This is a genomic window from Nocardioides luteus, from assembly GCF_000960475.2.
Classification (GTDB): domain Bacteria; phylum Actinomycetota; class Actinomycetes; order Propionibacteriales; family Nocardioidaceae; genus Nocardioides; species Nocardioides luteus_A.
The window spans coordinates 31,507-55,902 of sequence record NZ_JZDQ02000022.1 but is presented as its reverse complement, the minus strand read 5'-3'; the positions used below and the strand labels follow the sequence as shown (position 1 = coordinate 55,902).

Genomic DNA, 24,396 nt, shown 5'->3' with positions numbered 1-24,396 from the left:
GGCGTGGAGGCTCCTCGGCGGATGTGGTTCGGGTACGTCGTCGCGGTTGCGCTGACGGTCGTCGGGTTCGTGTCACTGGACCTTCGCGCCATCGCGCTGGCCTTCGTGATGCTGGTCATGACGGTCCTGAGCGAGTGGTACCGCGGCCGTCAGGCCGCCCTCGCCGCGGCCGCCGATGCCGCTGATCTCCCGGACACGGTCTCCCGGTGGGCCCGGGGCTGGGCCTACGCGCGGGGCTTGCCGCGGCCCGCCGCGGTGGCCGGCGGCGTACGCGTCGAGGTGGGGGAGCCGGGACGGAGCGTCGAGTGGGTGGCGACCGACGAGGCGGACACGCTCGCCGGGCTCGTCGACGCGGTGCGGGCCACGCCCGAGGCATGGTTGTCGGTGGTGACCGAGTCGCCCGCCGGCGTACGTCCGTGGTTCCTCGAGGGCGGCCTGACCCCCAACGAGGCCGAGGAGGCGCTGATGTCGATCGACCTCGCCACGCACGAGGTCCGGGAGCTTCCGGAGGGCTACCGCGCCGAGGTGGAGCGCGACGGCGGCATCATCACGGTGACCGTCCGCTCGGGTGAGACCACGGCGGCAGGCGGAACGATCGCCGTCATCGGCGCCGACGCCGTCGCCGACCGCATCCAGACCGACCCCGACCACCGACGCCGCGGTCTCGGCGGCGCGGTGATGAGCCTGCTCGCCTCGGCCGCTCGCGAGGCCGGCGCGGTCCGCGGCCTCCTGGTCGCCAGCGAGATGGGCGAGCCGCTCTACGCCGGCCTCGGCTGGCACGTCGAGGGCCGGCTGGTGACGGCACGATCCGCCGCGCCGCGTACCTCCGTGGAGTCCCGGCACGGCTAGCGCCAACTGTGATTGAGTGTCGCCTATGAGCGACGACGCCGTGACCCCTGCGCCTGAAGCACCTGTCTCCGACTCGCAGCAGGAGGCTGAGGTCGCCGCGTTCTGGGAGGACGTGAAGCACCATGCCCACCTCAGCGCCGCACCTGGTTACTTCGGCGCGTCGCCGCTGGAGGCGCTGCAGCCGCCGGCCTGGGCCTTCGGCGGTACGCCGGAGCAGTCCAACGAGCTCCTCGAGCTCGTCCTCGAGGGTGTGAAGACGGCGACCGCCTCGGCCCTGTGGGACTACGAGGCCGCCGAGGAGCCGATCCCGACCGTCGGCACCCTGGGGATCGTGCTCGACGGCGACGGGCACCCGCGGGCTCTCGTCGTGACGACCGCGGTCGACGTGGTGCCCTTCGACGAGGTCTCCGAGGAGCACGCTCGGGCCGAGGGGGAGGGCGACGGCACCCTGGAGCACTGGCGCGAGGTCCATCGCCGCTTCTTCTCCGAGGAGGCCGGTCACGACCGCGGTTTCGCCGAGGACATGCCCGTCGTCCTGGAGCGCTTCGAGCTCATCTGGCCCAAGCCTGAGTGAACGAGCCCGAGTGACACCGCAGCAGCTGACCGACCGGGTCCGGGAGATCTGTCTCCGGTTCCCGGAGAGTGCTGAGCGGGTCAGCCATGGTGCACCGGGGTTCTTCGTGAGGAAGCAGTTCGTGATGCTGTGGCCGCACGGGCATCACGGGCGCGACGAGCCGCATCTGTGGGCGGCCGCTGCCGCGGGGGTGCAGGACGAGGTGGTCGGTGCCGATCCCGAGCGCTTCTTCGTCCCTCCCTACGTCGGTGGGCGGGGCTGGATCGGTATGCGGCTCGATGGTGACGTCGACTGGTCCGAGGTCGCCGAGGTCTGTGAGGACGCCTATCGGCACATCGCGCCGGAACGCCTGGTGCGCGGGCTGTGAGGGTGTTCTCGTGGCTGTTCGTCCTGGTCTGAGCGACAGTTCGGCAACGGATCGGTAGCCATCGCGTGGCGGGTCTTTCCCTGCCATGCGGATATGTGGGAGCGTCCGCGCGTTCGGCCGAGTTCGGCGGTCTGCGGGGCGACTTGCGGTGGTCCGTTCCAGCGCGCCCGTCGTTCGGTGCCAGAGGCCGGTTCTCTCTCACACACCGCAAGTCATCTGGAGGTTCCTCATGGGCTGGTTCATCGCCCAGAGCTTGGTATTCATCCTGGTCGCGTTCGCGATCGGACTGCTCGTCGGCTGGCTGATCTGGGGCCGCCGCAGCAAGCGCACCGCCGTCGTCGAGGAGTCGGCGGACATCGCGGCGCCGAAGGTCGACACCACCTCGGAGTCCGAGGGCGAGCCCGAGGCTGTGTCCGAGGCTGTGTCCGAGGTCGAGTCCGAGGTCGAGTCCGAGGTCGAGTCCGAGGTCGAGTCCGAGGTCGAGTCCGAGGTCGAGTCCGAGGTCGAGGCCGAGGTCGAGGCCGCTGCGGTCCCCGTTGCCCGAGCCGAGTCGGAGGACACGGCCGCGTCCGAGCCGGAGACCGAGATCGAGCCGGAGACCGAGCCGGAGACCGAGCCGGAGCCCGAGCCGGAGTCCGAGCCGGCGACCCAGGTCGAGCCCGAGGTCGAGGCCACGGCCGAGGTCGAGCCCGAGGTCACGGCCGAGGCCGCGGTCGTCGCCGAGGCGGAGTCCGTCGCGCGTGAGGCGGCGCAGCAGGAGCAGGAGCCGCAGGACCTCAAGCGGATCGAGGGCATCGGCCCGAAGATCGACGCCGCGCTGAAGGCCCAGGGCTATGCGACGTACGCCAGTGTCGCCAGCGCCACGGAGGACGAGCTCCGCGCGGCGATCAAGGCGGAGGGCGTGCGGTTCGCGCCGTCGGCGAGCTCGTGGGCGCGCCAGGCGCAGTTCCTCGCCGATGGTGACGAGGACGGGCTGAAGGAGTACCAGGACTATCTGGTCGGCGGTCAGGACCGCAGCGTGAAGTTCAACGAGAAGGTCGACTTCGCTGACGTCGACGAGATCACCGACGCCGAGGACAAGGCCGAGGCGCTGGCCGAGGACGCGGCCGAGGTCGCCGCTGTCGAAGCCGCCGAGGACGACGCCTCCGGGGCGAAGGCATGAAGCTGCGCCGCATCGTCCTGCCCGTGATCGTCGGCGTGGTCCTGCTCGGCGGGCTCACCGCGGTCCAGGACACGGTCTTCCGCGAGCGGGTCGAGGACAAGCTGGCCGACAAGGCGGCCGCCGCCCTGTCCGAGGCCGGGCTCGACGACGTGGAGGTCGCCTTCACCGGGCGCGACGGCGAGGTCACCGCGAAGACCGAGGGCGCTGCGGTCGAGGCCGGTGCGCTCGTCGAGGACGTCAGCGGCGTACGCGTCGTCCAGGCCTTCGGCCCGGACGGTGCGGTCACCGGTGAGGACGCAAGCGCCACCGATCCCGACGAGGCCGACGAGGCCGACGAGGCCGAGGCGACCGCGGAGCCCGAGCCGTCGGTGTCGGAGGAGCCCACCGCGGAAGCGTCGCCGACCCCGGCCGCAGAGCAGCGCGAGGCGGCGCAGGCCGAGCTGGACAGGTTCCGGTCGATCGGCTTCGAGCACAACAGCGACGTACTGACCAGCGCCGGGCTCGGTGTGGTCAAGGCGCTGGCGGCGACGCTGACCGACCATCCGGACGTCACGGTACGGATCGAAGGTCACGCCGACATCACCGGGATGCTCGCGCACACCCAGGACCTGAGCGAACGCCGGGCCAAGCGGGTCCTGGACACCTTGGTGAGCCTGGGGGTCGAGGCCGACCGGCTCTCCTCGAAGGGCTACGGCGAGACCCGCCCGATCGTCCCTGGCAAGCCGGACGCGCGCAACCGACGCGTCGAGTTCGTCATCACCAACTGATCCGGACGAACTGATCGGCTCCGTGTCGACCGGGACGGTAACGTACGGCCATGCCCAACGTTGCCGTCCCGGTCGCTCGGATCCAGCGCTGGGTCGACAACTTCGCCGCCCGCCACGGCGAGACCCGGCTCGCGGTCGACTCCGGTGCCCTGACCGGCGCAGCCGCCGACGGCTCCTCGTTCATCGCGGCGCTGCCGTTCGAGAAGTCGTACGCCGGGCCGGCCGAGATCGAGGCGTTCATCAGTGCCTCGGCGGCGCCGCAGGAGTGGGGCATCCTGCTGGTGCGCAAGGGCGGTTTTGCGATCGCCCGGCTGAGCGGCAGCGAGATCGCCGATCACAAGATCGGGCGGCGGCACGTCCAGGGGAAGACCAAGGCCGGCGGCTGGAGCCAGCAGCGCTTCGCACGGCGCCGGGCCAACCAGGCCAGTGCGGCCTACGAGGCGGCCGCCGAGCACGCGGCCAGGATCCTCGAGGGGCTCACCGGACCCCTCGTCACGGGCGGTGACCACGGTGGCGTCGACGACGTGCTCGAGGACCGACGCCTCCAGGCGCTCACCGTCGCCGGGCCGTGGCTCCCGGTCCAGGACCCCAACCGCGCGGTGCTCGACCAGGCCATCGAGGACGCCCAGAAGGTGCGGATCGAGGTCCTCAACGCCGACGGGTGAGGCCCGAGGTCAGGGAAGCTGCCAGACCCCTGGCGCGCCCTTGGTCATCAGGCCCTCGGTGAGGAGCTTCTGGCGGGCGCGTCGCGCCGCGTAGCGCCAGCGGAGCTCGCCCTCCGGAGTGGTCTCGAAGTCGCCGGCGAGGAGCTGGTCGGCCAGCTGGCTCTCGAGCTCGTCGAGGACGGCGTCGGCGGACATCGAGCCGCCCGCGGCCTCCAGGATCTCGAGGATGAGCGGCGCGAAGGCGGCCGGCGGGGTCCACTTGCGGGGAGCGGACTTGGTGACGACCTTCGGGGCCGAGGCCGCGGCGCTCGTCGTGGTCTTGCGCACCCGGGTGGTCGCCTTCTTCACCGGAGTCGGAGCCGGCGGGGCCGGGGGCCGCCCGTGGATGCACTGTGACTTCGGCAGGTCACACAGCTCGCAGTAGTCAGTCTCGGACATCGATTGCCACGATATCCCGACTCCCTGGGATACCGTCATTCGTATGTGGCAGCCCGACCCCGGGTGGCTCGTCCTTCCCGGAGGCACCGGACCCTCCACGCTGGGGGTCTGGCGCACGGCTGTGGGCGAGGAGCCGGTCGTGGTCAAGCGGCTCGGAGAGCCCGGGGCGTACGATCCGGCGGAGCTGAGCCGCCGGCGACACTTCGCCTACTGGCGGCGGGCCGCCGACGTCGCCGCCACCGGCCTGGTCGACGACACTCCGGGCATGATCGGTCCCCGCACGAGCGTCGCCGAGGACGACGAGGGCATCACGCTGACCACCGACTGGGTCGAGGACGCCGCCAACTCAGGACTCTTCGCGGCCCTGTCGATGGGTCGCTTCGCCGGCGCGGACCTCGGCGAGGCGCGCTGGCTGGCGCGCGACCAGTTCCGCGACCGGATCGCCCGGGTGGAGTACAACGGCGGCTGGCCGACCATGATGCGTACGACCGCCGCGGACATCGCCCACACCCTGTGGGAGCGCCGCGGTCGCTTCACCGACCTCCTCGACCAGCTTCCCCAGGTCGCCCAGCACGGCGACCCCGCGCCGCAGAACCTCCTCGGCCGCACCGAGGACGGCGAACGGCTGATCGCGATCGACTGGTCGAGCCTCGGTCATGGTCCGGTCGGCGGCGACCTCGGGCTCTACCTGCTGCACGCCCGGGAGTCGTTCGAGCCGCTGCTGGAGGCGTACGTCCTGGGGTTGCCGCCCGGCATCGCGACCCGCGAGGAGGCGACCCTCGGTGCCCAGATCAGTGCGGTCTACACCGCGCTGAGCCGGGCCGAGTGGGCGCTGAGCCGGGTCACGCCGGGCGAGGGCCCGCTGCTCGCGAAGTTCCGCCATCCGGCCGTCGCGCCGCATCTGCGGACGCTGCAGAAGCAGGCGCCGCTGGTGGAGGCGCTGCTCGAGATGTGAGCTCTCGGCCCCAGGGGTCACATCCGCAACACGGCTCAGGCGATTCCTGCACTTCTCAGGTGTTGCAATGCCTGAGAAGTGCAGGGATACCCGGTTCACCGGGTATCCCTCCCACCTCTACGGCCGGTCGAGATCCCGCGCCTTGAACGTGTCGCAGCCCGCGATGGAGTCGGGGGTGGTCATGCCCTTCTGGAACCAGGCGATCCGCTGCTCGGAGGAGCCGTGGGTGTACTGCGAGGTGTCCACGCGGCCGGTGGTCTTTGCCTGGATGTGGTCGTCGCCGACGGTCTTGGCGGCGGAGATGCCCTCGGAGATGTCCTGGTCGGTGATGTCCACGATGAACCCGTCGCCCTCGGCGGCGGCGGTCCACATCCCGGCGTAGCAGTCGGCCTGCAGCTCCAGGCGGACGGCGTCGGAGTCGGGGCCCTGCTGGGTGCGGACCTGGCCCATGGTGCCGAGCAGGTTCTGGATGTGGTGGCCGTACTCGTGGGCGAGCACGTAGGCGCGTACGAAGGTGGTGTCCTTGCCGCCGAGCTGCTCGAAGATGGAGTCGAAGAAGGTCGGGTCGAGGTAGATGGTCTGGTCGGAGGGGCAGTAGAACGGCCCGACCGCGCTCGACGCGGAGCCGCAGCCACCGGTCTGGACCTGGTCGGCGAAGATCACCACGGACTGCTCGGGCTGGAACCGGCCGGCGAGGTCGGGCTGGGAGTCCCAGTAGCCGGTCAGCGAGTTCTCCAGAGCGACGAACGCGCAGTTCTCGTCGTTGTTGGCGTCCTCGCCGGTCTTGCAGGAGCCGAAGTCGCCGGTCTCGCCGCCGTCGGCCGCCTGGAGGCCGCCGAAGGTGCCGGTGCCGACCGACGTCGAGCCGCTGCCGTCGCCGAGGACCTGGGGTCCGACGCCGGTGCACTGGGTGATGAGGAAGAAGATCAGCAGCACGATGACGGTGCCGATCCCGCCGCTCGCCTTGCCACCGGGGATCGGGATGCGGGCGCCACCTCCGCCGCCGAACCCGCCACCGCCACCGCCGCCGGACGTCCGGCTGGTGTCGAGTCTGGCCTTCGGGTTGAACCGCATCTTGTCCCCCTGGAGGTGGTGATGTGTGGAGCCGAGTGCCCCGCCCATACACTAGTGACGGTAATGATCACTGCCCATGACCTAGAAGTCCGCGTCGGCGCCAGACTTTTGATGGAGAACGTCACTTTCCGAGTCGGCCCCGGCGACAAGGTCGGGCTCGTAGGCCGCAACGGCGCCGGGAAGACGACCCTGACGAAGGTGCTCGCCGGCGACCATCTGCCTGCCTCGGGAACGGTGTCCAACACCGGTGAGATCGGCTACCTGCCCCAGGACCCGCGGGTCGGCGACCCCGAGGTGATCGCCAAGGACCGCATCCTGTCCGCGCGTGGGCTCGACGATGCCGTACGCCGCATGCGGATCGCCGAAGAAGAGATGGGGTCGGACGACCCGAACGTGCGCGAGAAGGCGATGAAGCGCTACCAGCGCGCCCACGACGAGCTCGACGCCGGCGGTGGCTACGCGGCCGAGACCGAGGCCCTGCAGATCGCCCAGTCGCTCGGCATCCCCGACCGGATCATGACCCAGCCGCTGAAGACCCTCTCCGGTGGTCAGCGCCGCCGGGTGGAGCTCGCGCGCATCCTGTTCTCCTCCGCCGAGGTGCTGATCCTCGACGAGCCGACCAACCACCTCGACGCCGACTCGATCATCTGGCTGCGTGACTGGATGAAGTCCTACAAGGGCGGCTTCATCGTGATCTCCCACGACAACGACCTGCTCGCCCAGACGGTCAACAAGGTCTTCCACCTCGACGCCAACCGCGAGGTGATCGACATCTACAACATGCCGTGGAAGCAGTACCTCACCCAGCGCGAGACCGACGAGGCCCGGCGTAAGCGTGAGCTGATGAACGCGCAGAACAAGGCCAAGACGCTCACCGACCAGGCCAACAAGATGCGCGCCAAGGCCACCAAGGCGACCGCCGCGCAGCAGATGCTCAAGCGCGCCGAGAAGCTGATGGAGGGCGTCGAGGGGGAGCGGCAGCAGGAGAAGGTCGCCGCGATCAAGTTCCCCTCGCCCGCGCCGTCCGGCAAGACCCCGCTCACCGCCAACGACCTCTCCAAGTCCTACGGCGCCCTGGAGGTCTTCACCGCCGTCGACCTGGCCATCGACCGGGGGACCCGCGTGGTCATCCTGGGGCTCAACGGCGCCGGCAAGACCACCATGCTGCGCATCCTGGCCGGCGTCGACGAGCCCGACACCGGTCGCGTCGTGCCTGGTCACGGCCTCAAGATCGGCTACTACGCCCAGGAGCACGAGACGCTCGACACCAAGCGGTCGGTGCTGGAGAACATGCAGTCCGCGGCGCCGCAGCTGACCGACACCGAGGCGCGCACCGTGCTCGGTGCGTTCCTCTTCACGGGTGACGACGTGCACAAGCCCGCGGGGGTGCTCTCCGGTGGCGAGAAGACCCGGCTGGCGCTGGCCTCCCTGGTCGTCTCCGCGGCCAACGTGCTGCTGCTCGACGAGCCGACCAACAACCTCGACCCGGCCTCCCGTGAGGAGGTGCTCAACGCGATCCGCCGCTACGAGGGCGCGATCGTGCTGGTCACCCACGACGAGGGCGCCGTGCACGCGCTGGAGCCGGACAAGGTGCTCATCCTCCCCGACGGTGTCGAGGACCTGTGGAACGAGGAGTACGCCGACCTGGTCTCGCTCGCCTGAGCCTCAGGTCAGGGTGCGGACGAACCTGACCGGCATCGAGGTCGGGTAGCGGTAGGAGAGCGAGTCGGTGTTGCGCTCGACCCGGTCGGCCGGCACCGCGAGGGTGACCTCGGGGAGGCGCTCCAGGACGGTGCGTACGGCTGCCTGGACGATGATCGTGCCCGGCCGCATGGCCGGGCAGGCGTGCGGGCCGGCGCTCCACGACATGTGGGCGCGGTTGCCGATCTCGAGCCAGGGGTCGTCGCCGGTCATCACCGGGTCGAGGTTGGCGGCCGCGATGCACGGCACCACGGCGTCACCCTTGCGGATCAGCTGACCGCCGAGCTCGACGTCGCGCAGCGCGAAGCGCGGGGTGATGTTGTAGCAGGGCGGGTCGCGCCACATCACCTCCTCGATCGCCTGGTCGACGTCGAGCCGCCCGCCGCGCAACCGGCCGGCGAACCGCTCGTCGGAGAGCATCAGCAGCAGCGTCTGGGTGATCGTCGCGATCGTCAGCTCGTTGCCGGCGATGATCATCACGATCATCGCCTCCATGACCTCGTTGTCGTCCCACAGGCCGGGGTCGTCGATCAGGTGGGAGGTGAGGTCGTCCTGGGGTTCCCTGCGGCGCTTGGCGATGTGGTCGACGATCTCGACGGCGAGCTCGATGACCCCCTCCTGGGCGAGCTGACCACCGCCGAGGACCTTGTGGGCCGCCTTGCGCATGGAGTCGCCGACCTCCTGGCCCATGCCGAACATCGCCGCGACCGAGAGCAGCGGGATCAGCACGGCGTAGTCCTGGACCAGGTCGGCCTCACCCCGCTCGAGCATGTCGTCGACGAGGTCGTTGCAGATGCCGCGTACCTGGGCGGCGTAGCCGTGCTCGTCGACTCGGGAGAGGGCTCGGTCCACGGGCGAACGCAGCCGCCGGCGGAGCTCGCCGTCGTTGTGGAAGGAGTTCTGCCGCGTGGTCACGAACGGGTAGATCGGCATGTCCGGCAGGATCTTGCCCTCCTGCACCGCGCTCCAGTTGTCGCCGTTGCGGGAGAAGACCTCCTCGTTGCGGATGACCTCGCTGAACTCGGCATAGCCCATCGCGAACCAGACGCGTACGCCGGGGGAGAGCTCGCCCGGGGCCACCGGACCCCACTCGGCCCGGAGCCGTGCGTGCACCTCCCGCGCCCGCGGGCCGACGGTGTCGGGCGCATGGACGAGATCGGTGAGGTCGGCGAGACGTACGGTGCGGGTGGGGGTCATCGGGGTCATCGGGTGGCCTGTTTTCATCGGTCGATGGCGGATCAGTGCGTCTTCAGGGCGTGGCGCACGAGAGCGGCGAGCGCGCGGACGCAGGCGTTGCGGTTCTTGGCGTTGCACACCACGATCGGCGTCTCGTCGTCGAGGTCGAGCGCCGTGCGGATCTGCTCGGGCTCGTAGTTCGGCGCGCCCGGGAACTGGTTGATGGCGACCACGAACGGCAGGGACGTACGTGTCTCGAGCTGGTCCAGCACCTCGAAGGAGTCCTCGAGACGCCGGGTGTCGACCAGGACCAGGGCGCCGGCGGCGCCCTCGGCGAGGCCGGACCACAGGTCCCAGAAGCGGCGCTGGCCGGGGGTGCCGAACAGGTAGAGCGCGATCTCGTCGGTCAGGGTGATCCGGCCGAAGTCCATCGCGACCGTGGTGGTCGTCTTCTCCGGGGTGGAATCGACCGCGTCGATCCCCTCGCTGGCCTCGGTGATCGTCTCCTCGGTGCGGAGCGGGTCGATCTCGCTGACCGAGCCGATCAGCGTGGTCTTGCCGACCCCGAAGGAGCCGACCACCAGGATCTTGACCGACTCGACGACGGTGGGGGCCAGGTAGTGGTTGTCGTCAGAGGTGGTTGAGAGCATGCAGGACCTTCTGAAGGGTTTCGCGGGAGGGGCCGGTGGCGGTGTCGCTGTCGGGGCGTACGCCGATCAGGCCGGCGTCGATCATGTCCGAGGCGATCACCGCGAGGACGCTGACCGGCTGGCCGAGATGGACGGCGATCTCGGCCATCGAGATCACGCCGAGGCACTGGGAGAGGACCTCGCGCTCCTGCCGGCCCACCGACGTGGAAGCCGGGTCGGTGTGGCCGATCAGCAGCGTCGCCGGCGTCAGCCGGTGGGTCGGCCGGGCACGGCCGCCCGTCCGGACGTAGGACCGGATCGGGTGGTCGACGTAGTCGTCTTCGCGGGCGCCGGGCATCGACTCAGAACGAGCGCCTCGGGGTGCTCATCGCGCGCTCCCCGATCATCAGGACGGTCGCCTGCATCTGCTGGGCGACCAGCGCCGGGTCGATGCTCATCTCGGTGACCACCGCGAGGCGGGAGCCGTCGCCGGCGCCACGGATGAACAGGAAGCCGCCGTTGAACTCGACCATCACTTGCCGAGGATGGGCGTCGACGCCGAACTGGCGGCTGATCCCGTGGCCGAGCGAGGTCAGGCCGGCGCACGCCGCGGCGAGCTTGTCGGCCTCCTCGCGCGGCGTGTGGCTCGTGCGGACCCGGACGAGGCCGTCGGCGGAGAGGACCACGACATGACGTACGCCGCGTACTCCCGCGACCAGCTCCAGCATCCAGCTGTTCTCATCGGTCATGGTTCCTCCAGTGGTTCTCGGGTGCGGCATCGGTCTCCGCGGTGGTGCGGTCGTTCTGGCGGTCGTTCTGGCGGTCGTTGACGGGTGGGATGGTGGTGCCGGTCGCCGGGGTGGCCGGGGTGCTGAGGAAGCTGCTCATCCACGCGCCGGCCTGCTCGGCGGTCGGCTCTGGGCGCGCCGGGATGGGCTGGCTCACGGCCTGCTGATGGCCGGTCGCGAAACGCTGGCCGCGCTTCGAACGGCGCTGCGGCAGGCCGTCGGAGGTGAACAACGAAGGCTCGTTACGCCCGGGAATCGGATCGGGTGCCTTGGCGGCGTTGTGGACCGGCCAGGCCGGCGTCGTCGAGGCGGGCGGTGCCTTCGGAGCCTGGGCCAGGAGCGAGGCAGGAACCGGGGTCGAGGGCGGGACCGGGATCGAGGGCGGCGTACGCGGCCCGACCGGCGCGGGCACGGCCGGGGTCAGCGGGGTCGTCATCGCCTCGGGCACGAGGACGGCGACCCGCAGGCCGCCGTGGACCGACTCGGTCAGGTCCACGCGGAAACCGTGGCGGCGTACGTAGGTGCCGACCACCGCGAGGCCGGTCTGCGGTATCTCGCCGAGGTCCTGCAGGCGCACCTGCCGGGTGCCGGAGGCGATCTCCCGCATCCAGGCCAGGTTGGTCTCGTCCATGCCGACGCCCGCGTCGTCGATCTCGAGGGCCGCCCCGCGGCGTACGGAACGGATCGTGACCAGCACCTCCGTCGCCGGCGGCGAGGACTGGGTCGCGTTGGCGAGGAGCTCGGCGACGAGGTGGATCAGCGGCTCGACGTGGGCGCCCTGGACCGCGACCGGCGGGTCGCCCTCCACCCGGACCCGGCGGTAGGCGGTGATCCGGCCGGCCGCGCCGCGTACGACGTCCGCGATCGCGAGCGGGTCACGCCAGTGCTGTCCGGGCTGCTCCCCGCACAGCGTGGCGATGCTCTGCGCCAGCCGCGCCTGCTGCGCCGCCGCGTGGTCGACCCGCATCCCCGCCTCGAGCACATCCGGCTCGGCCGGGAACTTGGCCACCATCCGCGTCGACTCCTCCTGGATCCGGTGCGCCGACGCCTGCACTTTGCGAGACAGCGACAGCACCGCCACCCGCATCCCGGCCTCCCCGCGCCGCCCGTCCACCCCTGCCGAGGCGTCGGCTACGTCGGCCGAGCTGTCACGTACGTCGGCCGAGCCGTCAGGCACGTCGGCCGAGGCGTCACTTGCGTCGGCTGAGCCGTCACCTACGACGGCCGAAACGTCACTTGCGTCGTTCGACGCGTCAGTCGATGCCAAGTCGGCCGACGTAGCTGACGCTTCGGCCGGCGTACCCGACTTCTCGGCCGACCGGGCTGACGCCTCGGCCGGGGTGCGGTCGTAGGCCATCGCGGTGAGCCAGAGGGTGAGCGCGACGACCGGTACGCCGGCGAGGAGCCAGCGCCAGAGCCACTCGTCGCCGGAGGCGGTGACGAAGATGACGGGGGAGAGGGCGACGAAGAGGAGGATCGCGGTACTGCAGAACCATGGACCGGCTCGGTGGAGCCGGACCAGGAATGGTCGGGTCATGTGGGGCACCTGGTGTGGGGGCGAGCAGTCAGGGCATGGACCCGCGGGTTCCGGGCGGTTTGGACGAAACCTGATCCAGCCCCCGGAGACCGGCGCACACACGCGCTCCACTTCATACCACCAACAGAGCGCTTGGTCACCTGATCCGGGTGATTTTGACCATATTTCGACGGTGCATCCTAGGCGCAGCCGTACGTGACCGGGCGACTAAGGTGACGGGGTGTCACAAATGGGTCCAGGCTTCGGTGCGTCCGGCGGGGCGATGGGCGGCGGCGGGATCATGCGCAACCTGCGCGCCGACCGTACGGTTCTCCAGCGCGGGTTGCCGAAGGGCACCCTGAAGCGCGTCGTCTCCTACGCGAGGCCCCACCGCGCGCTGATCACCGCCTTCCTGCTGTTCACCGTCTTCGACGCGGCGATCGTGGTGGTGACCCCGCTGCTGACCCAGCGACTCATCGACGACGGGGTGCTCCAGAAGGACCTCTCGGTGGTCATCTGGGTGGCCGCGGCGATGGCACTGGTGGCCGTGATCGACATGGGATTCGGGATCGTCTCCGGATGGCTCTCCACACGCATCGGCGAGGGTCTCATCTTCGACCTCCGCACCCAGGTCTTCGGGCACGTCCAGCGACAGTCGCTGGCCTTCTTCACCCGGGCGCAGACCGGTGCGTTGGTGAGCCGGCTCAACACCGACGTGCTCGGCGCGCAACGGGCCTTCACCTCGACGCTGTCCAACAGCGTCTCCAACATGATCTCCCTCGTCGTGGTCGGCGCAGCGATGCTCGTGCTGTCGTGGCAGGTGACGCTGATGTGCGTCGCGCTGTTCCCGATCCTGTTCCTGACCTCGCGCTGGGTGGGGCGCCGGCTGGCCGGCCTGACCCGCGAGCAGATGGACGGCAACGCGGCGCTGGCCACCACGATGACCGAGCGGTTCAACGTCGGCGGCGCCCTGCTGCTCAAGCTCTTCGGCCGCCGCGAGGAGGAGGACGCCGCGTTCGCGCAGCGTGCCGACGTCGTACGCCGCCTGGGGATCCGGATCGCGCTGCTGACCCGCCTGTTCGGGGCGACGATGCAGATGGTCCCGGCGCTGGCCACCGCCCTGGTCTACGGCTTCGGCGGCTGGCTGGTCATCCGTGGCGACGTCACGCTCGGCACCCTGACCGCGCTCGGTCTGTTGCTGGTGAGGCTGCTGGGGCCGCTGCAGGCGCTCTCCAACGTACGCATCGACGTGATGACCGCGCTGGTCAGCTTCGACCGCGTCTTCGAGGTCCTCGACCTGCCTTCGCTGATCAAGGAGAAGCCGGACGCTGCCGAGGTGCCGGCGGACGCCGCGTCGGTGCGGTTCCGTCACGTCGCCTTCACCTACCCGCGTGCCGACGAGGTCTCGCTCGCCTCCCTGGAGACGATCGCGAGGCCGGAGAGCCGCGAGGTGCGCGAGGTGCTCTCCGACATCGACTTCGTGGCCGAACCGGGTGAGATGGTCGCCCTGGTCGGCCCTTCGGGCGCCGGGAAGTCGACGATCACCCACCTGATCGCGCGGCTCTACGACGTACGCTCCGGCGCGGTCGAGGTCGGTGGTCTCGACGTCCGCGACGTGACCCTGGAGTCGCTCGAGGCCGCGGTCGGCTACGTCACCCAGGACGCCCACATGTTCCACGACACCGTGCGCGGCAACCTGCTCTACGCCCGCCCCGGCGCCTCCGACGACGAGATCTGGGCGGCCCTGGAGGCGGCCCAGGTCGCCGGGGTCATCAAGGGCCTGCCGGACGGTCTCGACACCGTCGTCGGTGACCGCGGCTACCGCCTCTCCGGCGGCGAGCGTCAGCGGCTCGCGATCGCCCGGCTGCTGCTCAAGGCTCCCCACATCGTGGTGCTCGACGAGGCCACCGCCCACCTCGACTCCGAGTCCGAGGCCGCGGTGCAGACCGCCCTGGACGCCGCGCTGGCGGGACGTACCTCGATCGTCATCGCCCACCGGCTCTCCACCATCCGAGCCGCGGACCGCATCCTCGTGATCGAGGCCGGCCGGGTCGTCGAGTCCGGCACCCACGAGTCGCTGCTCGCCGACGGCGGGCTCTACGCGGAGCTGTACGAGACGCAGTTCCGGCGCTAGGCGGTCAGCTCTTCCCGCTGCGCTCCTTCTCGTACGCAGCCTGGTAGGCCGCCTTCACGGCCTGCTTCTGGGCGAGCTTGGCGGCCTTCTTGCGGGCCCGCTCGTCGGTCTTCTCGTCACCGGTCGGAGTGTCCTCGTCCGATGCCGGCTCGCCCCGGCTCTGCGTACGCCGCTCGTCGTACATCAGGTAGAAGAACCCGGCGACCGCGAGGATGCCGAAGAACCACCACTGCAGCCCGTAGAAGAAGTGGGGGCCGTTGTCGAGCTCGGGGAGATCGGCCTTGCGCAGCCGCGTGGCCGGCTCGGGGGACTCGGTGTCGAGGTGGAGCCAGCCGGTCAGCAGCGGCTCGTCGACCACCTTCGCGACCTGCGCCGAGGAGAGCGCCCGGGTGGCGTGGTAGCCGTCGACCTGGGCGACGTCGGTGGAGTCGCCGGTGCCGTCGGCGCGCACCCAGCCGCTGATCGTGACCTCGCCGGCCGGTGGCGCGGGGACGTCGTCGAACTTCTCCTGCGACTCGGTCTGCACCCAGCCGCGGTCGACCAGCACCGCGGTGCCGTCGTCGAGCACCAGCGGGACGACGATGTCGACGCCCTTCTCCTCGTCGGGGGTGCGGTAGCGCCAGATGATCGTGTCGTCGACCGCGTACGTCCCGGTTGCGGTCACCCGCCGCCACTCGTCCTTCTCGGCCACCTTGTCGCCGGTGGACAGAACATCCTGGACGGGTACGGGATCGGCGTGCTCGTTGGTCCGGACGATCTGGTTGCTGGCCTTCCGGTCGGCGAGACGGTCGAACTGCCACTCGCCGAGCCACCAGGTGCCGTAGGCCAGGATCAGCACGAAGACCGTGAAACCGGCCCAGCGACGGCTGAGCAGGAAACGGAACGAACTCACCGTATGAGACTAACTGGCATGCGGTCGCTGCTCACGTTCCGGGTCGCGGCTGCCTAGACTGGTGTGATGACCGCCTCCCCGACAGATCAGACCCAGCAGAGGCTCGTCGACCGGTTCGGCCGGGTCGCGACCGATCTGCGGGTCTCTCTGACCGACCGCTGCAACCTGCGGTGCACCTATTGCATGCCGCCCGAGGGCCTCGACTGGCTGCCCGGCGACGAGGTGCTCACCGACGACGAGGTGGTGCGGCTGATCGGCGTCGCCACCGGTCGGCTCGGTGTCCAGGAGGTGCGGTTCACCGGTGGCGAGCCGCTGGTGCGGCGTGGGCTGGTCTCGATCGTCGCCCGCACCCGCGAGGTCGCTCCCGACGCAGAGCTGTCGATCACGACGAACGCGCTCGGTCTGGCCAAGATGGCGGGCTCGCTGGCGGAGGCCGGGCTCGACCGGGTCAACGTCTCGCTCGACTCGATCCGGCCCGACACCTTCGCGGAGATCACCCGGCGCGACCGGCTGGCGGACGTGGTCGCCGGTCTGGAGGCCGCCGCGGATGCCGGTCTGGGCCCGATCAAGATCAACGCCGTCCTGCTGCGGGGCGTCAACGACGACCAGGCCGCCGAGCTGCTGGGCTGGTCGCTCGAGCGGGGCTACGAGCTGCGCTTCATCGAGCAGATGCCCCTCGACGCCCAGCACGGGTGGTCGCGCGACACCATGGTGACCGCCGACGAGACCCTCGCGGCGCTCTCCACGGCCTTCGAGCTGACCCCCGCCGAGGAGCCCCGTGGCAGCGCCCCGGCCGAGCTCTTCTACGTCGACGGCGGTCCCGCCAAGGTCGGCATCATCGCCTCCGTCACCCGCCCGTTCTGCGGGGACTGCGACCGGGTCCGCCTCACCGCCGACGGGCAGGTGCGCGACTGCCTGTTCGCGCGCTCCGAGTCGGACCTGCGTACGCCGCTCCGTGCCGGCGCCTCCGACGGCGATCTCGCCGCGAGGTGGGTCACCGCGATGGCCGGCAAGCGCGCGGGTCACGGCATCGACGATCTCGGCTTCCTGCAGCCCGACCGTCCGATGTCCGCGATCGGCGGCTGACCTTTCCGTCGAGGCGTCACTCCCGTCGGCCGAGGCGTCACCGCGATGCCCTCTCGGCCGACCGGAGTGACGCCTCGCGCGACGTACCTGACGCCTCGGCGGGTGAGGCCCGTCAGGACCCAACGCGCTCCAACGCGTCCAGGACGAGCTCCCAGTACCCGTCGACGTCGAGCGTCATCCCGACCTGGACGTTGGGCGGCTCGCCGAGGCGGTCGTGGAGGTCGACGACGGTGGCGCCGCGGGTCCAGCGGCCTTCGGTCTCGACGGCGACGAACGACTTGTGCCAGGTGATCAGGCCGGGGTCGATGAGGGCGGCGATGGTGCAGGGGTCGTGGACCGGGGGAGCGGCGAAGTCGAAGACGTCGGAGTAGGTGCCGCCGAAGAAGCCCATCAGGTCGGCGCAGGCCCGGCCGACGGGGTGGTTCATGGCCCGCATCCGCGCGACCACTTCCGGGGTGGCCAGCGCCTGGTGGGACAGGTTGAGCCCGACCATCCGGATCGGAAGCCCGCTGGTGAGGACGACGTCGAGGGCCTCGGGGTCGGCGTAGGCGTTGAACTCGGCCGCCGGGGTGGTGTTGCCACGCTCGATCGAACCGCCCATGAACACGATCTCGGCGATCCGGTCACCGACCTCGGGATGGTCGCGCAGCAGCAGCGCGACGTTGGTGATCGGTCCGGTGGCGACGACGGTGACGGGCGCGGGTGCGGCCAGGAGCGACGTACGCAGGAACTCGACCGCGCCGAGCTCGACCGCGGGAGCGAGCGGCTCGGGCAGGTCGGGGCCATCGATCCCGGTCGCGCCGTGGATGAAGTCGCCGATGTGGGCCTCGCCGGCCAGCGGCGCGGCGGCTCCGGAGGCGACGGGTACGTCGGGGCGCTGCGCCAGGGCCAGGATCCGCTGGGCGTTGTAGGTCGCCTTGTCGACCCGGCAGTTGCCGAACGTGGTGGTGATGCCGAGCAGGTCGACGGCAGGGCTGCCCAGCGCCAGCAGGATCGCGATGGCGTCGTCGTGGCCGGGGTCGCAGTCGAGGAGCACCGGGATCGGCTTCATCGCACGACCTCTCTGTCAGGACAGCTGATGGGCGACGACGTCCTTGAGGAACCCACGCGCGCCCAGGAAGTCGCTCAGCGACTCCTTGTGCGCCTCGCACGCGAGCCAGATCTTACGCCGCTCGGGCGTGTGGATCTTCGGATTGTTCCACTGCAGCTCCCAGGTTCCGGGGTCCTGGCAGCCCTTCGCCGAGCACAGGTCGGAGTCGAGCGCGCCCATCAGTCGTCCTCGCGCTTCTCGTTGAGCTGCTGCTCGCGGCCGCTGGAGAGCTGGCGGGGGCCGTAGGGCGAGTCCATCAGATTCATCTCGTCGCTCTTCGTGTTGGTGGCGTTGGCCATCACGACCGCGATGTAGGGCAGGATCAGGGCCGCCACGATGAGGATCGGCCACAGCCAGCCGATCCCGGCCAGACCGGCGATCACGGCACCGATGAAGCACAGCGAGCGGATCGACATCGAGATGGCATAGCGCTTCTGACGGATCGCGATGTCCTCGGCGCGGCTGCGCCCGGCCGTCGTGATCCTGATCGGTTGCGCCTTGGACATACCGCCAGTCTAGGTCGTGGCCGATGAGCATCGGTCAATGGTGTGGTCCCAACAGGGGCGCTCCGAGCGGCGTTGGAGGGTTCTCACAAGCAAATCCAAGGCATTGGTCGTACGCCGAAGTAATCGCTACCGTCGCGCCTGTGACTGACAGTGAAAACCCCACAACGCAGAGTCCAGCGCGGACTCCCCGCTCGGTGCTCGTCACCGGCGGCAGCCGTGGCATCGGCCGGGCGATCGCGGAGGCCTTCGTGGCCAACGGCGACAAGGTGGCCGTGACGTCCCGCAAGGGCGGGGCGCCTGAGGGCGCCCTGGACCTGGTGTGCGACATCACCGACCCCGCTGCCGTCGAGGAGGCGTACGCCGCCGCCGAGGCCGCCCACGGACCCGTCGAGGTCCTCGTCGCCAATGCCGGGATCACGAAGGACACCCTCGTGCTCCGGATGTCGGAGGACGACTTCACCTCGGTGATCGACACCAACCTGACCGCCTCCTTCCGGCTCGCCAAGCGCGCCTCGAAGGGGATGCTGCGGCTGCGCCGCGGGCGGATCATCTTCATCTCCTCGGTCGTGGGGCTGATGGGCAACCCGGGCCAGGTCAACTACGCGGCCTCGAAGGCCGGGCTGGTCGGCATGGCCCGTTCGCTCGCTCGCGAGCTCGGCTCGCGGGGGATCACCGCCAACGTGGTCGCGCCGGGTTTCGTGGAGACCGAGATGACTGCGGTGCTCACCGATGAGCAGCAGAAGGCGATCACGGACCGGGTCCCGCTGGCGCGCTACGCGACGCCGGACGAGGTGGCCTCGGCCGTGACGTGGTTGGCAGATGCGGGTTATGTGACCGGGGCCGTCATCCCGGTCGACGGCGGACTTGGAATGGGGCACTGATCATGGGTTTGTTGGACGGCAAGACTGTTCTCGTCGCGGGGGTCACGATGGACTCCTCGATCGGTTTCGCGGTGGCCAAGGTCGCCCAGGAGCAGGGCGCCCGCGTCCTGATCTCCAACTTCGGCCGTGCGCTGTCGATCACCAAGCGGATCGCGAAGCGGCTCCCCGAGGAGCCGCCGGTCCTCGACCTCGACGTGACCAACCAGGAGCACCTCGACGGCCTCGCCGACGCGCTCCGTGCCGAGGGCGTCGAGCGGCTCGACGGGGTCGTGCACTCGATCGCGTACGGCAACCCCGAGACGCTCCTCGGCGGCAAGTTCCTCGACGGCCCCTGGGACGACGTCTCCCAGGCCGTCCAGGTCAGCGCCTACTCGCTCAAGTCGCTGGCCATGGCTACCCGCCCGCTGCTCGGCTCCGGCTCGTCGATCGTGGGGCTGACCTTCGACGCGACGATCGCATGGCCGGCGTACGACTGGATGGGTGTCGCCAAGGCCGCCCTCGAGTCGACCTCGCGCTACCTCGCCCGCGACCTCGGTCCCGACGGGATCCGCTGCAACCTCGTCTCCGCGGGGCCGCTCAAGACGCTCGCCGCCAAGGCGATCCCGGGCTTCGAGGAGCTCGACGAGGGCTGGGGCACGCGCGCGCCGCTGGGCTGGGACAACACCGACCAGGGTCCGACCGCCAAGGCCGTCTGCGCGCTGATCTCGGACTTCTTCCCGGCGACCACCGGCGAGATCATCCATGTCGACGGGGGCTATCACTCGCTGGGAGCGTGAGGCCATAGGGTTGCCGCATGCGGACCCTTGTCATCATGCGGCACGCCAAGGCGGAGTCGTCGGCACCCACCGACTACGAGCGCCAGCTGACCGACCGCGGCCACGCCGACGCGGTCGCGGCGGGGGAGTGGTTGGCCGAGCAGGGCGTGGTCCCGGACTACGCGCTGGTCTCGGCAGCCGACCGCACCACCCAGACCTGGGAGGACGTCGCCGTCGGGGCGTCGTGGGACCTGACGCTGGCGGAGTACGACCAAGGTCTGTACGCCGCGGGCACCTCCACCGCCCTCGACCTCATCCGTGACATCGATGACGGCCTCTCGACGGTCGTCGTGATCGGCCACAACCCCACCATGTTCTCGCTCGTGCAGCTCCTCGACGACGGTGAGGGTGACGACGAGGCCGGCAACGAGCTCGCCCTCGGCTTCCCCACCGCCGCCGTCGCCGTCCTCACCTACGACGGCGACTGGTCCGAGCTCGACGAGGCCGAGGCCTCCGTCACCGCCTTCCACGTGGCCCGGGGCTGAGCGCCGAGAGGTCACCCGCGTCGGCCGAGGCGTCAGCCGCGTCGGCCGAGACGTCAACCGCGTCGGCCGAGACGTCACGTACGTCGCTCGAGACGTCACACTGCCGCCAACTCGGCCGACGTACGTGACGCCTCGACAGATCGGTTGGGGCGGGTACGCGGGCTGAGTCTGAGATGGGGCGGCCGAGACGTCACGTACGTCGGCCGAGACGTCATTCAGGTCGGTCGAGACGGCACTCGCGTGACGCTTCGCCCGACGTAGGTGACGTCTCGCCCGACGTAGGTGACGTCTCGCCCGACGTACGTGACGCTTCGCCCGACCTACCTGACGCCTCGGCCGACCTACCTGACGCCTCGGCAGGGCCTCAGAGGAGCGGCGGGGCGGGGGTGACGATGCCGGCTTCGGCGTCGGCGGCCTCGATCTCCTCGCGGGAGATCCCGAGGAGATACATGATGGTGTCGAGGTAGGGGACGTTGATGGCGGTGCCGGCGGCGGAGCGGACGGCGGGCTTGGCGTTGTAGGCGATCCCGAGGCCGGCGGCGGCGAGCATGTCGAGGTCGTTGGCGCCGTCGCCGATGGCGACGGTGGCGGCCTCGGGGATACCGATCTCGGCGGCGAACTCGCGCAGCGCGCGGGCCTTGCCGGCGCGGTCGACGACCTCGCCGACCACCTCACCGGTGAGGACCCCGTCGACGATCTCGAGCTCGTTGGCGCGGGCGTAGTGGATGCCGAGGTCGGCCGCCAGCCGGTCGGTGATCTGCGAGAACCCGCCCGAGACGATGGCGAAGCGGTAGCCGAGGCGGCGCAGGGTGCGGACCATCGTCCGGGCGCCGGGATTGAGCTGCAGCCCGGCGTAGACCTCGTCCAGCGCGGTGGCGGGGACACCCTTCAGGTACTTCACGCGTGCCCGGAGCGACTCCTCGAAGTCGAGCTCGCCGCGCATCGCCGCCTCGGTGACCGAGGCGACCTCCTTCTCGTAGCCCGCGTGCGCGGCGATCATCTCGATCACCTCGCCGTCGATCAGCGTCGAGTCGACGTCCATGACGATCAGGCGCATGCCGCGGCGGACGAGGTTGGCGGGCTGTACCGCGATGTCGACGCCCTGGGCGGCGGCCTCGGCGGAAAGGGTCACCCGCAGCTCCTCGGGCGAGGCCCCGCTCACGTGCAGGTCGAAGGCGGTGACCGGGTAGCGGGCCAGCCGGATGATCCGGTCGATGTTGCCGCCAGCCGAGGCGATGGTGCGCGTCACGGAGGCGAGCGCGGCCGCCTTCAGCGGCAGCCCGAGCACGGTCACCCGGGCACGGTCGGAGGGCTCGCGCGGGGTGTCGCCGACGCCCTCCTCGATCTCGACGGTCATGTCGAGGGCGTGGGCGGTCTCCTCGATCGCGTGCTTGAGCGCGTCGGTGCTGGCGGCGTCGGCGGGCGCGGTCACCAGCAGTCCGAGCACGAGCCGGGCCCGGAGCACGATCTGCTCCAGATCGACGACGTCGACCCCCGCGAGCGCGAGGGTTGCCAGGGTGGCCGAGGTCAGCCCGGGTCGGTCGTTTCCGGCGAGGGTGATCAGCAGAGTGTCGGGACGGCGCTCGAGCGCGTCGAATTCCTCGGTCATCGCCGCCAAGGATAGTGGAGCCGGGGTCTGCGTCTCAGTTCGGCGGCCACACCTCGGGCGACCCCGCCGCGGTGAGCGCCCGCCGAGCGGCCCGGTCGAGGCCGACCAGCGCCTCTCGCCGACGGAACATCTCCGAGGCGGAGACGGCGCCGCCCTCGTCCTCCAGCGCCACCGCGACGATCTCCCGGGCCTGTACGCCACGGGCCGCGAGCTCCACGCACCGCGCCGGCACCCCGGGCGCGCCCGCCAGCGAGGGCCGGTGGCGCAGGTTCATCAGCCAGTCGGCGACCTCTGGCCGCCACCGGGCGACGTCGAGCTCGGCGAGCGCGGTCGCGGACTCGCTCAGGGCGAGCCGGAGGGCCCGGTCGGCCTCGCCGACATCGGGGAGCTGACGGCGCTGGGCGGCGTACGCCTGCCACTCGATCACCGCACCGACACGGACCGGTACGAGCCCGATCCAGACCCCGGTGGTCGAGCTCGTCGAGACCACCACCGCCTCACCGGCCTCGAGCGCGGCGTCGTTGAACGCCCTGGGGCCGCCCAGCCCGACCGGGTCGCCCTCGGCTGGGAAGGCCACCCCGACGCCGGTCGCCCCCTCCGTACGCAGCCGCCCCATCCCGCTCACGAACGTGTCCGCCACTCCCTCGGCGCCACCGAGCCCGAGCGCGGCGAGCCCGCTGACGGTGTGGGTCGCGTCGGGCCCGATCACCGCGTCGAGCACCAGGTCGGTGACCGCCTCACCCCGCAGCCACGCCGTCACCCACCACGCCAGCCGCAGCGCCTCAGGGGTGGTCTCCACCGACACCGGATCAAGCTCCGAATCCTCGACACTCACAGCTTCCCACCCTATCCCCGGGCCCACCGACCCCTCCCGATAGATTTGCCGCCATGGCAGCCGTGCTGGAGTTCACCGACGTCACCGTACGCCGCGGGGGCAACGCCCTTCTCGACTCTGTGAGCTGGGTGGTCGAGGAGGATGAACGCTGGGTCATCCTGGGCCACAACGGCGCCGGCAAGACCACGCTGCTCCAGACCGCGGCCGCCCAGCTCCACCCGACCTCGGGCGTCGTGAAGATCCTCGGCGAGCAGATCGGCCGCATCGACGTCTTCGAGCTGCGCCCGCGCATCGGTCTCACCTCCGCGGCGCTCGCCGACCGCATCCCGCGCCACGAGCTCGTCCGTGACGTCGTGGTGAGCGCGTCCTACGGCGTCGTCGGGCGCTGGCGCGAGCACTACGACGACCTCGACCACGACCGCGCCCAGGAGCTGCTGATCGAGGTCGGCATCAAGCACCTCGGCGAGCGGCGGTTCGGCACCCTGTCCGAGGGCGAGCGCAAGCGCGTCCAGCTGGCGCGTGCGCTGATGGTCGACCCCGAGATGCTGCTCCTCGACGAGCCGGCCGCCGGGCTCGACCTGGGTGGTCGCGAGGACCTCGTCTCGACCCTGTCGACGCTGGCCTATGACCCCGACAGCCCGGCGACGGTGCTCGTCTCCCACCACGTCGAGGAGATCCCGCCGGGCTTCAGCCACGTCCTGATGATGCGGTCCGGCCGGATCACCGCCCAGGGGCTCATCCAGGACACCCTGACCGCGGCCAACCTCTCCAAGACCTTCGGCATGCCGCTCGAGCTCGAGACGAGCGAGGGCCGTTACTGGGCCAAGCGCCGCGCCCGTCACACCCGGTAGCCCGGCAGACACGCTCGGTAAAGAAACCGTTAGAAAGCCGGTACGGAAACATCCCCACCTCGGTGGGGTCACCTGGATAGGGTGACGCCATGGACTGGCAGGAGTGGGACTGGGCGATCTGGACGGCACTCGGAGCGCTGCTCGTCGTCGGAGAGCTCTTCAGCCTCGACCTGATCCTGCTGATGCTCGCCACCGGTGCCTTCGCGGGCGCGGTGACCGGCGCGTTCACCGACAGCTTCGTGATCCAGGCGATCGTCGCGCTGGTGGTCTCGGTCTCCATGCTCGCGGTCGTACGCCCGGGGCTGGCCAGGCGGCTCCACAACGGCCCGGAGATCCAGATCGGCGCGCAGAAGCTGATCGGCGTCCAGGCGGTCTCGACCGTCGAGATCAGCGCCCACAAGCCTGGGCAGCTCAAGCTCGAGGGCGAGCTCTGGACCGCTCAGCCCTACGACGAGACGCTCGTGATCGCGGCCGGCACGCCGGTCGAGGTGCTCGAGATCAGAGGAGCGACGGCGTACGTCCATCCTCTTCCGGAGCTCGGGACTCCGTAG

At 70.6% G+C, this 24,396-nt stretch carries 28 protein-coding genes; 15 read left to right on the top strand and 13 right to left on the bottom strand.

Features of this window, described 5'->3' with window-relative positions:
- Positions 1–3: 3 nt before the first annotated feature.
- From UG56_RS16225 to UG56_RS16200, 6 genes are all read left to right on the top strand, one after another.
- Positions 4–849, top strand: coding sequence for a GNAT family N-acetyltransferase (locus UG56_RS16225; protein ID WP_143055068.1), 846 nt, complete (start codon positions 4–6; stop codon positions 847–849).
- A 25-nt stretch (positions 850–874) separates the two neighbouring features.
- Positions 875–1,423 (top strand): ASCH domain-containing protein, encoded by a 549-nt coding sequence (locus tag UG56_RS16220; RefSeq protein WP_045549655.1) that lies wholly within the window; start codon positions 875–877, stop codon positions 1,421–1,423.
- Between the two features lie 10 nt (positions 1,424–1,433).
- Positions 1,434–1,790 carry an MmcQ/YjbR family DNA-binding protein gene (locus UG56_RS16215; RefSeq protein ID WP_045549654.1) on the top strand — a complete coding sequence of 119 codons (357 nt, stop codon included), beginning with the start codon at positions 1,434–1,436 and terminating at the stop codon, positions 1,788–1,790.
- 229 nt (positions 1,791–2,019) lie between these two features.
- Positions 2,020–2,952: a hypothetical protein gene (locus UG56_RS27975; protein ID WP_071327135.1), complete on the top strand. Its 933-nt coding sequence runs from the start codon at positions 2,020–2,022 to the stop codon at positions 2,950–2,952.
- Positions 2,949–3,719, top strand: coding sequence for an OmpA family protein (locus UG56_RS16205; RefSeq protein ID WP_052693747.1), 771 nt, complete (start codon positions 2,949–2,951; stop codon positions 3,717–3,719). Before UG56_RS27975 ends, UG56_RS16205 begins: the two co-directional genes overlap by 4 nt.
- Positions 3,720–3,769: 50 nt before the next feature.
- The gene (locus UG56_RS16200) at positions 3,770–4,384 is read left to right on the top strand and encodes an acVLRF1 family peptidyl-tRNA hydrolase (protein ID WP_045549653.1); all 615 of its coding nucleotides are present in this window, start codon (positions 3,770–3,772) and stop codon (positions 4,382–4,384) included.
- Positions 4,385–4,393: 9 nt separating this feature from the next.
- Here UG56_RS16200 and UG56_RS16195 read toward each other — a convergent pair whose 3' ends face one another.
- Entirely contained in the window at positions 4,394–4,822 is a 429-nt protein-coding gene (locus UG56_RS16195) for a hypothetical protein (RefSeq protein ID WP_045549652.1), read from the bottom strand.
- 43 nt (positions 4,823–4,865) lie between these two features.
- Between UG56_RS16195 and UG56_RS16190 the strand changes: the two genes are divergently transcribed.
- Positions 4,866–5,777 carry a phosphotransferase gene (locus UG56_RS16190; protein ID WP_045549651.1) on the top strand — a complete coding sequence of 304 codons (912 nt, stop codon included), beginning with the start codon at positions 4,866–4,868 and terminating at the stop codon, positions 5,775–5,777.
- 117 nt (positions 5,778–5,894) lie between these two features.
- On the opposite strand, the gene ypfJ is transcribed toward UG56_RS16190, so the two are convergent.
- Entirely contained in the window at positions 5,895–6,851 is a 957-nt protein-coding gene (gene ypfJ / locus UG56_RS16185; protein WP_045549659.1) for a KPN_02809 family neutral zinc metallopeptidase, read from the bottom strand.
- A gap of 63 nt (positions 6,852–6,914) precedes the next feature.
- Here ypfJ and abc-f point away from each other — a divergent pair, with 63 nt between their 5' ends.
- Positions 6,915–8,513 (top strand): ribosomal protection-like ABC-F family protein, encoded by a 1,599-nt coding sequence (gene abc-f / locus UG56_RS16180; RefSeq protein ID WP_008357082.1) that lies wholly within the window; start codon positions 6,915–6,917, stop codon positions 8,511–8,513.
- A 3-nt stretch (positions 8,514–8,516) separates the two neighbouring features.
- On the opposite strand, the gene UG56_RS16175 is transcribed toward abc-f, so the two are convergent.
- From UG56_RS16175 to UG56_RS29040, 5 genes are read right to left on the bottom strand one after another with little or no spacing between them, the layout of a single operon-like run.
- Entirely contained in the window at positions 8,517–9,758 is a 1,242-nt protein-coding gene (locus tag UG56_RS16175; protein WP_052693745.1) for a cytochrome P450, read from the bottom strand.
- A gap of 32 nt (positions 9,759–9,790) precedes the next feature.
- A complete protein-coding gene (locus UG56_RS16170) occupies positions 9,791–10,378 on the bottom strand; it encodes a GTP-binding protein (protein WP_045549650.1) in 588 nt (195 codons plus the stop codon).
- Positions 10,359–10,715, bottom strand: coding sequence for a DUF742 domain-containing protein (locus UG56_RS16165; RefSeq protein WP_045549649.1), 357 nt, complete (start codon positions 10,713–10,715; stop codon positions 10,359–10,361). The genes UG56_RS16170 and UG56_RS16165 overlap by 20 nt, the downstream gene beginning before the upstream one ends.
- A gap of 4 nt (positions 10,716–10,719) precedes the next feature.
- Entirely contained in the window at positions 10,720–11,106 is a 387-nt protein-coding gene (locus tag UG56_RS16160; RefSeq protein ID WP_045549648.1) for a roadblock/LC7 domain-containing protein, read from the bottom strand.
- Positions 11,096–12,682: an ATP-binding protein gene (locus UG56_RS29040; protein ID WP_052693743.1), complete on the bottom strand. Its 1,587-nt coding sequence runs from the start codon at positions 12,680–12,682 to the stop codon at positions 11,096–11,098. Before UG56_RS29040 ends, UG56_RS16160 begins: the two co-directional genes overlap by 11 nt.
- 229 nt (positions 12,683–12,911) lie before the next feature.
- Between UG56_RS29040 and UG56_RS16150 the strand changes: the two genes are divergently transcribed.
- Positions 12,912–14,795, top strand: coding sequence for an ABC transporter ATP-binding protein (locus UG56_RS16150; protein ID WP_084101145.1), 1,884 nt, complete (start codon positions 12,912–12,914; stop codon positions 14,793–14,795).
- 4 nt (positions 14,796–14,799) lie between these two features.
- Here UG56_RS16150 and UG56_RS16145 read toward each other — a convergent pair whose 3' ends face one another.
- Positions 14,800–15,687: an SURF1 family cytochrome oxidase biogenesis protein gene (locus tag UG56_RS16145; protein WP_045549647.1), complete on the bottom strand. Its 888-nt coding sequence runs from the start codon at positions 15,685–15,687 to the stop codon at positions 14,800–14,802.
- A 66-nt stretch (positions 15,688–15,753) separates the two neighbouring features.
- On the opposite strand from UG56_RS16145, the gene moaA reads away from it, so the two are divergent.
- Positions 15,754–16,773, top strand: a complete 1,020-nt coding sequence (gene moaA, locus UG56_RS16140; protein WP_045549646.1) for a GTP 3',8-cyclase MoaA — start codon at positions 15,754–15,756, stop codon at positions 16,771–16,773.
- Between the two features lie 112 nt (positions 16,774–16,885).
- Here the strand turns inward: moaA and UG56_RS16135 are convergent, their stop codons facing one another.
- The 3 genes from UG56_RS16135 to UG56_RS16125 are packed head-to-tail and all read right to left on the bottom strand — an operon-like array spanning position 16,886 to position 18,369.
- Positions 16,886–17,824 (bottom strand): nucleoside hydrolase, encoded by a 939-nt coding sequence (locus UG56_RS16135; protein WP_045549645.1) that lies wholly within the window; start codon positions 17,822–17,824, stop codon positions 16,886–16,888.
- A 15-nt stretch (positions 17,825–17,839) separates the two neighbouring features.
- Positions 17,840–18,043, bottom strand: coding sequence for a hypothetical protein (locus UG56_RS16130; RefSeq protein WP_045549644.1), 204 nt, complete (start codon positions 18,041–18,043; stop codon positions 17,840–17,842).
- Complete coding sequence (locus UG56_RS16125; protein ID WP_045549643.1) at positions 18,043–18,369, bottom strand: DUF3099 domain-containing protein; 327 nt, start codon at positions 18,367–18,369, stop codon at positions 18,043–18,045. The genes UG56_RS16130 and UG56_RS16125 overlap by 1 nt, the downstream gene beginning before the upstream one ends.
- A 140-nt stretch (positions 18,370–18,509) precedes the next feature.
- Here UG56_RS16125 and fabG point away from each other — a divergent pair, with 140 nt between their 5' ends.
- Genes fabG through UG56_RS16110 form a run of 3 tightly spaced genes read left to right on the top strand, consistent with a single transcriptional unit; the run spans position 18,510 to position 20,550 of the window.
- On the top strand, positions 18,510–19,250 hold the full coding sequence (gene fabG, locus UG56_RS16120; protein ID WP_084101143.1) for a 3-oxoacyl-ACP reductase FabG: 741 nt from the start codon (positions 18,510–18,512) through the stop codon (positions 19,248–19,250).
- A 2-nt stretch (positions 19,251–19,252) separates the two neighbouring features.
- A complete protein-coding gene (gene fabI / locus UG56_RS16115; RefSeq protein ID WP_045549641.1) occupies positions 19,253–20,026 on the top strand; it encodes an enoyl-ACP reductase FabI in 774 nt (257 codons plus the stop codon).
- Positions 20,027–20,043: 17 nt separating this feature from the next.
- Positions 20,044–20,550 carry a SixA phosphatase family protein gene (locus UG56_RS16110; RefSeq protein WP_045549640.1) on the top strand — a complete coding sequence of 169 codons (507 nt, stop codon included), beginning with the start codon at positions 20,044–20,046 and terminating at the stop codon, positions 20,548–20,550.
- 364 nt (positions 20,551–20,914) lie between these two features.
- Here UG56_RS16110 and serB read toward each other — a convergent pair whose 3' ends face one another.
- Positions 20,915–22,159, bottom strand: a complete 1,245-nt coding sequence (serB, locus tag UG56_RS16105; protein WP_045549639.1) for a phosphoserine phosphatase SerB — start codon at positions 22,157–22,159, stop codon at positions 20,915–20,917.
- Positions 22,160–22,193: 34 nt separating this feature from the next.
- Positions 22,194–22,994, bottom strand: a complete 801-nt coding sequence (locus UG56_RS16100; protein WP_256206676.1) for a hypothetical protein — start codon at positions 22,992–22,994, stop codon at positions 22,194–22,196.
- A gap of 53 nt (positions 22,995–23,047) precedes the next feature.
- Here UG56_RS16100 and UG56_RS16095 point away from each other — a divergent pair, with 53 nt between their 5' ends.
- A complete protein-coding gene (locus UG56_RS16095; protein ID WP_045551195.1) occupies positions 23,048–23,845 on the top strand; it encodes an ABC transporter ATP-binding protein in 798 nt (265 codons plus the stop codon).
- An 89-nt stretch (positions 23,846–23,934) separates the two neighbouring features.
- On the top strand, positions 23,935–24,396 hold the full coding sequence (locus UG56_RS16090) for an NfeD family protein (protein ID WP_045551194.1): 462 nt from the start codon (positions 23,935–23,937) through the stop codon (positions 24,394–24,396).